Origin of the sequence: Methylobacterium trifolii (assembly GCF_022179685.1) — a bacterium.
In the GTDB taxonomy this organism is placed as follows: domain Bacteria; phylum Pseudomonadota; class Alphaproteobacteria; order Rhizobiales; family Beijerinckiaceae; genus Methylobacterium; species Methylobacterium trifolii.
This window is the reverse complement of sequence record NZ_BPRB01000037.1, coordinates 1-11,952: the sequence shown is the minus strand read 5'-3', so window position 1 is coordinate 11,952 and position 11,952 is coordinate 1. Positions and strand designations below refer to the sequence as shown.

The 11,952-nt window shown below is 72.4% G+C and carries 7 protein-coding genes and 1 pseudogene; 6 read left to right on the top strand and 2 right to left on the bottom strand.

Annotated features, from left to right (window positions below; genetic code table 11):
* The first annotated feature begins 224 nt into the window (after positions 1 to 224).
* Both COGEMETH_RS03325 and COGEMETH_RS03320 read left to right on the top strand, forming a co-directional pair.
* Entirely contained in the window at positions 225 to 1,148 is a 924-nt protein-coding gene (locus COGEMETH_RS03325) for an ABC transporter permease (RefSeq protein WP_238181206.1), read from the top strand.
* Positions 1,145 to 2,251 (top strand): ABC transporter permease, encoded by a 1,107-nt coding sequence (locus tag COGEMETH_RS03320; protein WP_283214952.1) that lies wholly within the window; start codon positions 1,145 to 1,147, stop codon positions 2,249 to 2,251. Before COGEMETH_RS03325 ends, COGEMETH_RS03320 begins: the two co-directional genes overlap by 4 nt.
* A 23-nt stretch (positions 2,252 to 2,274) precedes the next feature.
* Here the strand turns inward: COGEMETH_RS03320 and COGEMETH_RS03315 are convergent, their stop codons facing one another.
* Entirely contained in the window at positions 2,275 to 2,709 is a 435-nt protein-coding gene (locus tag COGEMETH_RS03315; protein WP_238181205.1) for a tautomerase family protein, read from the bottom strand.
* Positions 2,710 to 2,940: 231 nt separating this feature from the next.
* Here COGEMETH_RS03315 and COGEMETH_RS03310 point away from each other — a divergent pair, with 231 nt between their 5' ends.
* Positions 2,941 to 4,572: an OpgD/OpgG family glucan biosynthesis protein gene (locus COGEMETH_RS03310; protein ID WP_238181204.1), complete on the top strand. Its 1,632-nt coding sequence runs from the start codon at positions 2,941 to 2,943 to the stop codon at positions 4,570 to 4,572.
* 22 nt (positions 4,573 to 4,594) lie between these two features.
* Complete coding sequence (gene mdoH / locus COGEMETH_RS03305; RefSeq protein WP_238181203.1) at positions 4,595 to 6,745, top strand: glucans biosynthesis glucosyltransferase MdoH; 2,151 nt, start codon at positions 4,595 to 4,597, stop codon at positions 6,743 to 6,745.
* 275 nt (positions 6,746 to 7,020) lie between these two features.
* Here mdoH and COGEMETH_RS03300 read toward each other — a convergent pair whose 3' ends face one another.
* Positions 7,021 to 10,464 (bottom strand): YhdP family protein, encoded by a 3,444-nt coding sequence (locus COGEMETH_RS03300; RefSeq protein ID WP_238181202.1) that lies wholly within the window; start codon positions 10,462 to 10,464, stop codon positions 7,021 to 7,023.
* A 243-nt stretch (positions 10,465 to 10,707) separates the two neighbouring features.
* On the opposite strand from COGEMETH_RS03300, the gene COGEMETH_RS03295 reads away from it, so the two are divergent.
* Complete coding sequence (locus tag COGEMETH_RS03295) at positions 10,708 to 11,175, top strand: peroxiredoxin (protein ID WP_238181201.1); 468 nt, start codon at positions 10,708 to 10,710, stop codon at positions 11,173 to 11,175.
* A 178-nt stretch (positions 11,176 to 11,353) separates the two neighbouring features.
* Positions 11,354 to 11,952 (top strand): annotated as a pseudogene (locus COGEMETH_RS03290) (M23 family metallopeptidase); the annotation flags it as partial.

The following is an 11,952-nucleotide window of genomic DNA, read 5'->3' as shown; positions in this document are numbered from 1 at the left end:
CAAGTCTCGGGCTCGACTTGGATCGGCGCGGTACTCCGACAAGCCTCTGTTCCTGAAGGCGTTTCCCTCCCCCCTCTGCGGGGGAGAGTGGGCCTCGCGTTAGCGAGGGTCGGGAGAGGGGAGCGCCCTCTCCGGATACGGCGCTCCCCTCTCCCGCCTGCTCCGCAGGCACCCTCCCCCGCAGAGGGGGGAGGGAGACGTGCGGGCCGCCCCCGGCCCCGCTTGTGATCGGCTACGTCCTCCGCCGCCTGCTCCAGGCGGTGCCGACGCTCTTCGTCGTCGTCGCACTCAGCTTCGTGCTGATGCGCCTGGCGCCCGGCGGCCCGTTCGACCTGGAGCGGCCCCTTGCGCCCGCCGCGATGGAGAACCTGCGCCGGGTCTACGGCCTCGACCAGCCGCTGATCGTCCAGTTCGGCCGCTACCTCGCCGCCCTGGCCCGCGGCGACCTCGGGCCCTCCTTCTCCTTCCGCGACCTCACCGTCGCCGACCTCTTCGCCCGCGGGCTGCCGGTCTCGATGACCCTGGGCGGCCTCGCCCTGGTGCTGGCGCTGGTCACGGGCGTCGGCCTCGGCAGCCTCGCAGCGTTCCGCCGCGGGGGCTGGGCCGACCGGCTGGTCGGGTGGCTGTCGGCCATGAGCCTCGCGCTGCCCAGCTTCGTCGTCGCGCCCCTGCTCCAGATCGGCTTCGGCCTGACCCTGCGCTGGCTGCCGGTCGGCGGCTGGGAGGACGGCGCGCCCGCTCACCTGGTCCTGCCGGTCGTCACCCTCGCCCTGCCGCATGCCGGCGCGCTTGCCCGCCTGACCCGCGCCTCCCTGGCCGAGGCGTTGCTGGCGCCGCACATCCGGACGCTCCGCAGCCTCGGCCTGCCGCCCGCCCGCATCGCCCGCCATGCCCTGCGCGGCGCCCTGCTGCCCGTCGTCGCCATCCTCGGGCCCCTGGCGGCGGGGCTGCTGACCGGCTCCGTGGTGGTCGAGACCATCTTCGGCCTGCCCGGCATCGGCCGCTACTTCGTGGAAGGCGCGCTCAACCGGGACTACACCCTGGTGATGGGCACCGTGGTGCTAGTCGCGATCCTGGTCGTGGCCTTCAACCTCGTGGCCGACCTCGCCTCCGCCTGGCTCGATCCGCGCCTGAGGGTCTTGCGGTGAGCCTGCCGCCTCGGGTCTCCCCCGGCCGCCTCGCCCTCGCGCGGCTTGCCCGAAACCGTGGGGCGATGGGAGCGCTCGCCGTGCTCGTCCTCGTCGCGCTCGCGTGCTTGGCCGGCCCGCCGCTCACCGGCCACGCCCCGGAGCGCTCCTATCCGGACCTGCGCCAGCTTCCCCCCTCGCTCCAGGCGCAGCCCTCGCCCGAGCGGATCGGCCCGGCCCTCGAGCGGCTGGCGTTTCGCATGCGCGCGCAGGTGGCGGAGGCCGCGGTCACGGGTTCCACCCTGCGCCTCGTGCTGACTGCCGCGGACCCGATCGACCCCCGCAGCCTCGTCTATCTGCCCCGCTCGGACCTGTTCGGGCAGGCCCGCATCGTCGAGCGCCTGGAGGACGGCCGCCGCCTCGTCGTCGCGGCCCCCGTGCGGCGCCTGTATTTCCCCCTCGGCACCGACGTGCACGGGCGCGACCTCCTCAGCCGCAGCCTCGTGGCGGGCCGGGTCTCCCTGCTGATCGGGCTGACCGCCACCCTGGTGGCGCTGGTGGTGGGCATCGCCTACGGCGCGCTGGCGGGCTTTCTCGGCGGGGCGGTGGACGCGGCGATGATGCGCGTGGTCGACGTGCTCTACGCCCTGCCCTTCGTGTTCTTCGTCATCGTCCTGGTTGTGTTCTTCCGGGCGGGCCTCGTCCTGGTGCTCATCGCCATCGGCGCTGTGGAATGGCTCGACATGGCCCGCATCGTGCGCGCCCAGACCCTGTCGCTGCGCGCCCGCGACTTCGTCCGGGCGGCCGAAGCGCTCGGCCTCTCCACCCTCGCGATCCTGCGCCGGCACGTCGTGCCCAACACCCTCGGCCCGGTCGTGGTCGCGGCCACCCTGCTGGTGCCGCAGGTGATCCTGCTGGAGAGCTTCCTGTCGTTCCTCGGCCTCGGCGTGCAGGAGCCGGAGACGAGCTGGGGCGTGCTGATCGCCGAAGGCGCGCGGGCGATCGAGTCCGCACCCCACATGCTGGCCGGGCCGGCGGCCTTCCTGGTCGCCACCCTCATCGCCCTCAACCTGCTCGGCGACGGGCTGGCGGACGCCCTCGATCCGCGTTCCGGCCGGACGTGACGGGCCGGCCCCGGTTGTGATCCTCAGCCCACCTGCATGAGCTTCTCGCGCAACGGGCCCGGCAGCGAGGCGAGCCATTGCTCCTCCCCGCCCGGCTCAGGCAGGACGTTGCCGAACTCCAGCACCCCCTGGGCCGGGATGTCCGAGATGTAGACCCAGACGGCCTGTTCCGAGATCGCAAGGATCTCGCTCGTCTCGCGCATGATGCGCCGGAGCATGTTCGCCTTCTGCGCGGTCGTCCGGCCGGACCGGATGTCGGCCCGCACCCAGACGTGATCGGGCGAGGCCGCTTCGCCGCCGATGAAGATCGAATCCGGCTCCACCGTGTAGAAGACGACCTGCACGAAATAGCGCGGCGCCGTCGCCTCCACCTCATGGATCGAGGTCACGCTGTCCACGAGCTTGGCCCGCTGCCCGGCCGTCAACGCCTTCGCCGTCGAGAATGCATAGGTCGGCATCAGCCTTGCTCCTGTCTGGGTTCCGAGGCCGAACGTATCAGGTTTCGTGACCTGCGAGCTTGGAGCCGGCTGGATCGTCGCTCTTTTGCGCGGCGATGGGCGGCCCGGCCTTAACGTCCGGTTCAGTCGCCCCCGTGGTAAAGGCCGCCGGAGTGGCGGCGCCTGCGCGGCGCCGTCCGAACCGATGCGCCGGGCCGTAAGCCCCGGCGCGACCCCTGCATCGAAGGCCCCATGACGCCGCCGACCCACCGACAGTCCGAGCACGAAACCGCCGATCCCGGGATCGGAGGATCGCAGGATCACACCCGCCGGAGCCTGCTGCTGCGGGCTGCCGCGGGCGGGCTGGTCGCAGGCGCCGGGCTCGTCCCCGCCGCACTCCCCGCCCCCGCGCGTGCGGCCGACGAGCCCCCGCCCCTGCCCGTCCCCGGCTCGGTCTTCGAGGCGGACACGCTGGTGCAGCTCGCCCGCGCACGGGCCAAGGCGGCCTATTCCGCTCCCCGCGCCGACGACCTGCCGGCTGCCCTGAAGGGCCTCAGCCGCGAGCAGTACGCCGCGATCCACACCACGCCCGGCAGCGCGATCTGGGAGGGGGACGGCCTGCCCTTCACCCTGGAGCCCCTGCATCGCGGCTCGATCTATTCCGCCTCCGTGCCCCTGTTCCTCGTGGAGGACGGCCGGGTGCAGCCGGTGGCCTACGACCGGGCGCGCTTCACCGCGGACGGCCTCAGCCTGCCGGACTTCGACAGGAAGCCCGACACGCCGGACCCCGGCTATTCCGGCTTCCGCCTGCGCGCCCGCTTCGACGGCGGGGACCTGTCCGACTTCGCGGTGTTCCAGGGCGCCTCGTTCTTCCGGCTCCTGGCCAAGGGCCAGGGCTTCGGCGTCACCGCCCGCGCCCTGACCCTGCGCCCGGCCGACGCGCGGGGCGAGGAGTTCCCCGCCTTCCGCGCCTTCTTCATCGAGAAGCCGCCTGCCCAGGGGGCCCTCGTGCTGCACGCCCTGGTCGAATCCGAGTCCGCTGCGGCGGCGCTCCGCATCACCCTCCAGCCGGGTGCGGAGGCCTCGGTCACGGATGTGGAGGCCACGGTGTTCGCGCGCCTGGAGATCGACCATCTGGGCCTGGGCGGCATGCAGGCGAGCTACCTGTTCGGGGGCCTCGACCGGCGCAACGTGGACGACGCGCGGGAGGGGGCCTACAGCGCGGGCGGGCTGGCGATCCGCAACGGGGCGGGCGAGGCGATCTGGCGCCCGGTGCACAACCCCGACGCCCTGCAGATCTCCTCCTTCGTGGACGAGAACCCGAAGGGGTTCGGGCTGATGCAGCGCGCGCGAAGCCTGTCCGATTTCGAGGACGACGTGCAGCATTGGGAGTGGCGGCCCTCCCTCTGGCTGGAGCCGCGGGACGGCTGGGGTGCCGGCGCCGTGACCCTGCTGGAGATCCCGAGCGATTCCGCCTTCAACGAGAACGTGCTGGCCTATTGGCGCCCGAAGGCGCCGCTGGCGGCCGGGGCCGAGACCCGGTTCGCCTATCGCCAGCACTGGTGCTGGCAGCCGCCCGAGCCGCCGCAGCTCGCGAGCGTGAGCGCCAGCCGCAGCGGGCGCGGCGTCTCGGGCACCCGCCGCCTGTTCCTGGTCGACTTCTCCGGCGAGGGCCTGTTCTCCGAGCCCGGCCTCGACATCGCACTCTCGGCCGGCCCGGGCGCGATCACCCGCCGCCAACTCTACCTCTACCCCGAACGCAAGACCGTGCGGGTCGCCTTCGAGCTCGATCCGGGCAGCGAGCGGGCCTGCGAGCTGCGCCTGCTGCTCCGGCGCGGCGAACGGCCCGTGACCGAAACCTGGCTCTACCGCTGGACGCCCTGAGGGTTATTTGCGAACCGGGACCATGATCGAGACCGCAACCCTCATCGCCCCTCCGCCCATCAGCGCCCGGCCGGACTTTGCGCCGGCCACGCCCCCCGAGACGCCGCTTCCCATGCCGGTCCAGGATTTGGCCGCCTGGGACCCGGCCCGCGGGCACCGGCCGGGGCGCACCCACCCCCGGCCGCTGCTGGCCCGCGCCTTCGTCTTCGGCGCGGCGCTGGCGCTGACGGTCTATGGCGGCGTGCAGATGTACGAGACCGTCTCGGTCTCCGGCAGCCCAACGGCACTGCAGTACGTCCTCGTGGTGCTGTTCCTGCTGACCTTCTCCTGGATCGCGCTGGCCTTCGCCAGCGGCGTGCTGGGCTTCCTCGTGCTCCTCGGCCGGCCGAGGCTGCCGGCCGCGCCCACGCGGCTCTCCACCCGCACCGCGATCCTGATGCCCGTCTACAACGAGGGCACGGCGCGCACCTTCGCCGCTGTCGAGGCCATGCGCGAGGCCGTGGACGCCACGGGCCTCGGCGCCCATTTCGACTGGTTCGTGCTCTCCGACTCGACGCAGGCCGATGCCTGGATCGCGGAGGAGCGGGCCTTCCTCGACCTGCGCGCCCGCCTCGGGGACGACGCCCGGCTGTACTACCGCCACCGGAAGAAGAACCACCATCGCAAGGCCGGCAACATCGGCGACTTCGTCACCCGTTGGGGCGGCGCCTACGACCACATGCTGGTGCTCGACGCCGACAGCCTGATGACCGGCGACAGCCTCGTGCGGCTGGCCGCCGCGATGGAGGCCGACCCCGATGCCGGCATCGTCCAGACCCTGCCGCTCATCATCAACCGCAACACCCTGTTTGCCCGCGTGCAGCAATTCGCCGCCCGGATCTACGGCCCCGTGATCGCCACCGGCCTCTCCGTCTGGTCGGGCCGGGACGGCAATTACTGGGGCCACAACGCCATCATCCGGACGCGGGCCTTCGCGCAGTCCTGCGGCCTGCCGGACCTGCCGGGAAAGCCGCCCTTCGGCGGCCACGTCCTCAGCCACGACTTCGTGGAGGCGGCGCTCATCCGTCGCGCGGGCTGGGCGGTCTACATGCTGCCCACCCTCGAGGGCTCCTACGAGGAGAGCCCGCCCTCCCTGATCGACGTCGCCGTGCGCGACCGGCGCTGGGCGCAGGGCAACCTCCAGCACAGCCGGGTCATCGGCGCGGCCGGGCTGCACTTCGCCTCGCGCCAGCACTTCGCCACGGGGATCGCCGGCTACACCGCCTCGCCCCTCTGGCTCTGCCAGCTCGTGGTCGGCATCGCACTCGCCCTCCAGACCGCCTGGATCAGGCCGGAATACTTCTCGCCGGATTTCGGGCTCTACCCGGTCTTCCCCCGCTTCGATCCCGTGCGCGCCCTCCAGCTCTTCGGGCTGACCATGGCCATCCTGCTCGCCCCGAAGTTCTTGGGACTGGTGCTGGCCCTGCGCGACGCCGCGGTGCGCCGGGCCTGCGGCGGGGCGGGGCGGCTCGTCCTGTCCTGCCTGATCGAGATCCTGGTCTCGGCGCTGCTGGCACCCACCGCCATGCTGATCCAGTCCGGCTCCGTCGTCGGCATCCTGCTCGGGCGCGACACCGGCTGGAACCCGCAGCGGCGCGACGACGGCTCGATTCCCCTGCGCGACATCGTGCGCCGGCACCGCTGGCACACGCTCCTGGGCCTGGTCTCCGGGGTGGCGGCCTTCGCCATCGCCACCTCGCTCTTCCTCTGGATGTCGCCGACGATCCTCGGCCTGGTGCTCGCCATCCCGATCTCCTGGGCGAGCGGCCAGCTCGGGCTGGGCCTCGCCCTCAAGGCCCGCGGCCTGCTGGTGACGCCCGAGGAGCGCGACCCGCCGGCCATCGCCCTGCGCGCCGGCCTGCTCTCGGCCCGCAACGCGGCGCATGCCCTCGACGCGGCCGATCCGCTGGAAGCCCTCCACGCCGACCCCGCCCTCGCCGAGGCCCACGTCCGGATGCTGCCGCAGGCCGCTCCGCGGCCGCGCGGAGGGATCGACACGGACCAAGCCCTGGCAGCCGCCAAGCTGCAGGAGGCCGAGACCCTCGACGAGGCCGCCCGCTGGCTGACCCCCCGCGAGCGCCTGGCCCTCCTCCACGACCGCGACCTCCTCGCCCGACTGGCGCGGCTCGCCTGAACGGGGTTCGCGCGCCGGGACCTGGGTGGGTGCTCCGGCTCGCAAGCCTCCACGCGGACGGAATCGCGGCTGCTCCTATCCGTCCTCCCTCATCCTGGGGTGCCCGCGCAGCGGGCTGTGACGGAGCCTTCCAGATGTCGCGCGATCTCTGGAGGGCTCCTTCGAGACCGGCGCTTCGCTCTGGCGCCTCAGGATGTGGGGAGTGGGGGAGGTGCGATGATCCGCAAGCGATGCTTCAGGCTGTGGGACTTCCCCCGCCCGCCGCCCGCTCGACGCTACCGGTCGCCGTTCAGGGTCGGCGGTACGCCGTCGGCGAAGGCGTCGTTGCCGCCGGCGCTGAAGAGCTTGCGCAGGAAGCCCGGCGCCACCGCCGAGAGCGGGTTCACGCTGACGTCGGGTGAGGCGAGCTTGCCGGAGACGCGGAAGTTGACCGCGAACAGGCCCTCGTTGTGGCCGCCGGCCAGCAGCGGCCCGAACAGCGGCACCTGCGCCACCACGTTGTTGAGGCCGTAGAGGGGCACGAAGGTGCCGTTGATGTCCGTGCGCTCGCGGGCGGTGTCGAGCCAGCCGGTCAGGGTGAAGCCCATGGCCGCGTTCGAGATCGCCGCGTCGGAAAAGTCGACCCGGCTGCCGGTGCGCACGAAGTTCGCCCGCATCCGCTCGAAGGCGGTGTCGCTCGCCTGCGCCTGGCCCGGCCGGCGCCGGCCGCGGGCGTCGACGGTGTCGGGCGGTTCCGGTGTCTGGGCGACGATGCTCGACAGGGCCGGCTCGTTGCGCAGGGTGAAGCTGCGGATCTGGACGACGCCCGCCTGCGGCCCGTCGTTGAGGCTGATGCCGGCGTTGAGCCGGCCCCCGTACATCCGGCGGTAGACGTCGACGAAGCGCAGCGTCGCGCCGGCATCGGCCGAATCGACCGAGAGGGTGGGCACGCCGCGCTCGCCCTTGGCCACGCTGGCGATGAAGGGCGCGGCCCGGAACCGGCCCGTGATGCTGGCCGCGCGCAGGTCCCGCCCGTGCAGGGAGAGCTTGAGGCTGGCGTTGGTCAGGGCCTCGTCGTTGAAGCCGGTGAGGATGCTGAGGGCGATGTCGGCCTCCACGTCCTTCTGGCTCGGCTCGCGCCCCTTCCCGTCCGGACCGGTCAGCGACTTCAGGAAGGGCCGCGCGTCGGCGACTGCGCCCTTCACGCCGACGCGGTAGCCGTTGCCGCTGCGCTCCACGGTGGCGCGCATGTCGTCGCCCGGCGAGAGCTTCAGGGTTGTGAACTCGGCCCGCTCCAGGCTGCCCTCGGCCGTGATCGTGGCGCTGCCCCGCGCGGCGGCGGGGGCTGCGTCGAAGGCGATGTCGCGCAGTTCTGCGGCCCCGCCGTTGTCGGTGAGCGTCAGGTTCAGGCGTCCCGGCTTGCCCGCGGCCTTGGTCAGGCCCGGCAGCAATCCGTCGATGCCAGCGCGGGCGAGGTCCGCCTCGATCCGGACCGGGGCTTTGCCCGGCCCCGGCCGGCCGATCGGCACGGTGGCCTTGACCGCGATCGGCCCGGAGAGCTGGGGGGAGACCGGAAAGCCCTTCTTCGCGCGGAAGGCCTCGTCCAGGGTCATGCCGATCAGGACCTCGCCGGGCGCGCCGGGCTTGGGCTGGCGCAGGTCCACGGTGATGGCGGCGCCCAGCACCCGGCCATCGCCCTTCAGGGAAAAGCCGTTGCGGTCGTAGGAGACGGCGAACTTTCCGGCCTCCAACCTGTCCTTGCCCATGACCTTCTCCACCGAGAGGTCGCTCAGGGTGCCGTTCAGGGTCACCGGCAGGTCGGGCAGGTCGGGGATGTGCTTGAGGTCGAGGGGGAACTCGATGCGCAGGTCGGCCGCGCCCTTCACGGTCGCCGGGTCCACGTCGGCGCCGGTGAGGGTCTTGAACATCCTGGTCTGGATCAGGGCGGCCAGCGCGTCGGCGCCGCCGGCCAGCCGCAGGCCGATCTGCGCCACGACCTTCTCCGGCGTGATCTCCGGGATGACGAAGCTGCCGTTGGAGATGCCGAGCATGCGCCCGTCCGCCATGCGGATGTCGGCGGTCACGCCCTTGATGCTCGTGGTCCGGCCGGTGATCGTGCCCGCGACGTTGCCCTTGCTCAGGGGCGGCGCGTCCGGGGAGACCTCCAGGGTCGCGTCCGCGACGCGGAAGTCGATGTGGACCGCGTTGTCGGGCATCGGGTCGCCCCGGGTCGCGGCGGCGAGTTCGGCGCCCGACATGTCGACGGTGATGTCCACGGCCTCGATGCGGCCGCTGCGCAACTCGTCCACGAGGTAGTTGCGGGCGCCGGGCGCGATGTTCTCCGGCCAGAGCCGCAGGCCCGTGCGGACCTCGCTGTTCTGGGCCGTGACGTGGAGCGTCAGCCCGTCGTCGTCGGCCGAGGTGCCGAGGGTGCCGGTGATGCGCCCGTCGATCCCCGCGCCGGTCATGCGGAGGTCGTCGATGGCGATGCCGCCGGCCCGCCCGGTGAGGTGGCCGTCGAGCGTCGCGATCTTCACCGGGGCGTCCTTGGCCGCGGCCCCCCGCAGGGTCGCGTCCCGGCCGCTGAGCGTCGCGGTCCAGGCGGAGTCGGTGCCGTCCGGGCTCGCCGCCCAGGCGCCGGTGAGGTGCACCTTGTTGCCGGCCCCGAGGTAGTCGAGGCCGGTCAGGGTCATCGCCCGGCCCGCCTCGTCCCAGGTCGCCGTCGCGGTCAGGCTGTCCACGGTGACGGGGTTGAAGTCCTTCTCCTCGATCAGGACGGTGCCGTCTCCGGTCTTGAGCGTGGCCGTCATCGCCTCGATCCGGCCGCCGGTGAGCGCCACGTCGGCGCGGGCGGAGAGCTTGAGGTCGGTGGCCACCGGCAGCTTGGACTGGCCCGAGAGCAGCAGCAGGTCGGTGACCGGCAGGTCGTCCAGGGTGATGATCCCGGTGCGGCGCGCGTCGCCCGCCTCGCGCAGGGTGCCGCCGAAGCGCCACTGCCCGTGCGGGCCGTCGATGCGCAGTTCGAACAGGCGGGCGTCCTGGGTCGGGTCGCGCCCGAACAGGCCGTTGACGCGCTCGAACACTGCCCGCTCGCGCGCGTCGTCGTCGATCAGGGTGAGGCGCGCATCGGTGATCCGGGCCCGGTCGAGGGCGCCGATGACGCCGGCCGAATCGAGCACGACGCCGAAGATCGAGGCCACCGCCGCCGAGACCGGCGAGACGGTGCCGCGGGCCGCGTCCACGCTCGGCGGGGTGTGGGGATCGGCATCCCCAGGATGGGCGCTCTCCGAGGCCGCGAAGGCGATGGAGCCGTCGCGGTGCACCAGCGCGGTCATCTGCACGTCGCGGAACTCGATGGCGCGCGGCTGGAGGCTCAGGCGCAGGAGGCCCCAGGTGTCGATGCTGACGACGGCGAGCGGCGCGCGCACCACCAGGGCGCCCTGCGGGTTGCGGATGTCGAGGCCGGTAAAGCGGAGGGCCAGCGCGTTCTCGGAATCGAGTTCGAGGCTGCTGTCGCGCAGGCTGATACGCCAGCCGGGGCCGATCCGCTCCGCAACGGCGGCCGCGACGCGCTCCGACAGGCCGTCGATCCGCAAGGGGCCGTAGGACAGGCGCAGGATGCCGATGCCGAGCCCGAGTCCGAGGACGAAGACGAGGCTCAGCGCCGTCCAGAGGCAGATGCCACCCAGGCGGCGGCCCGCGCCGCGCGGTTCCCGTCCCTGAGCCGTGTCCTCAACCATTCGGCCTCTGCATGCGCGAACCGTGACCGCTGGATCGAAGCGCCCGCCCGATCTAAGTGCACCTCACGAAACGCCCGATCACCGGGGAGCCACCCCTGGCCATGATGGCGCAGCGGGCGTTTCGCGAGAGACACTCGAGCGAGACACGATCCGGGCTTCTTCGGCGTCCCTTGAGCGTCGACGGACGGCGTTCGTCCGAGACCGTTCCCAAGCACACCATCAATCGGCCGAAAGGAAGGCACGATGTCCCTCGATACCGGTACGCCCGCCCCCGACTTCACCCTTCCCGGCTCCGGCGGCAAGACGCTCGCGCTTTCTGCGCTCAAGGGTTGCAAGGTGGTCTTGTATTTCTACCCCAAGGACGACACCAGCGGCTGTACCCTGGAGGCGCAGGACTTCAACGCTCGGCTCGGGGATTTCGAGGCCGCCGACGCGCAGGTGATCGGCATCTCGCCGGACCCCGTGAAGAGCCACGACAAGTTCTGCGGCAAGTACGGCCTCGCCTTTCCCCTGGCCGCGGACGAGGGCAAGCAGACGCTCGAAGCCTACGGCGTCTGGGTCGAGAAGAGCATGTACGGGCGCAAGTACATGGGCGTGGAGCGCACCACGATCCTGGTCGACCGGGAGGGACGCATCGCTCGCATCTGGCCGAAGGTGAAGGTGCCGGGCCATGCCGAGGAGGTGCTGGAGGCCGTGCGCGCGCTTTCGTGACCGGGCGGCGCCCAAGCCGAGTCGCGTGGCTTCGCACACGCGCCCCGGCTTGGGTTTTTGACAGCACATTTTTTTCGCGAACCGCGTGAAACACTTCGCGGAATGATGCCGAGGCCGCCTTCGCGCTTCCTTAACCTTACCGGCGCCTAATCACGGCTCGCTCTCCGGGCCGTCAGCGATGCGCCGTCCACCTTCGAACCCGCGTATCGGCCCGGCACGCGCCCCGCGCCTGCTCGCAGCCGGTCTCCTCCTCACCACCCTCTGGGCCTTGGGCGCGAGCTACGTCGTAGTGTTCCACGACGAGGTGCTGGCGGCCTTCGTCGCCCGCCAGGGGGCGGTGCAGGTCGCCTACGAGGCGCGGCTTTCCGAGATGCGGGCGGCCCTCGACCAGGGCCGCACCGACCGGAGCCAGACGCAGGACGACCTGGCGATGCGGCTCTCGTCGGCCGTCGAGCGCCAGACCGAATTGGAGCGGCGGCAATCGGCCATCGCCGGCCTGTCCGGGGTGGCGATCGACGCGACGCCGTCCGAGCCCTCCGTCACCGGTTCCCTGCCCGACCCGTTCGTCGGCATCGGCCTGCGACGCAGCGATGCGGACGCCGCACCGTCGCGGACCGGCCGGCGCAGCGCGCGCGAGACGACCCTGCGCCTTGCCACCCTGGAGACGCGTCTTGCCGGCCTCGGCGCGGCACAGGCGCTCGCCCTCGACCGCATCGCCGGGCGTGCCGGGCGCGACCTCGCTCGCTTGCGCGACGTGATCGGCCGGACCGGCCTCGA

Coding starts and splice junctions, on each gene's coding strand:
- COGEMETH_RS03315 (WP_238181205.1), bottom strand. CDS start 2,709: ATGCCGACCTATGCATTCTCGACGGCGAAGGCGTTGACGGCCGGGCAG.
- COGEMETH_RS03310 (WP_238181204.1), top strand. CDS start 2,941: ATGACGCCGCCGACCCACCGACAGTCCGAGCACGAAACCGCCGATCCC.
- mdoH (WP_238181203.1), top strand. CDS start 4,595: ATGATCGAGACCGCAACCCTCATCGCCCCTCCGCCCATCAGCGCCCGG.
- COGEMETH_RS03300 (WP_238181202.1), bottom strand. CDS start 10,464: ATGGTTGAGGACACGGCTCAGGGACGGGAACCGCGCGGCGCGGGCCGC.
- COGEMETH_RS03295 (WP_238181201.1), top strand. CDS start 10,708: ATGTCCCTCGATACCGGTACGCCCGCCCCCGACTTCACCCTTCCCGGC.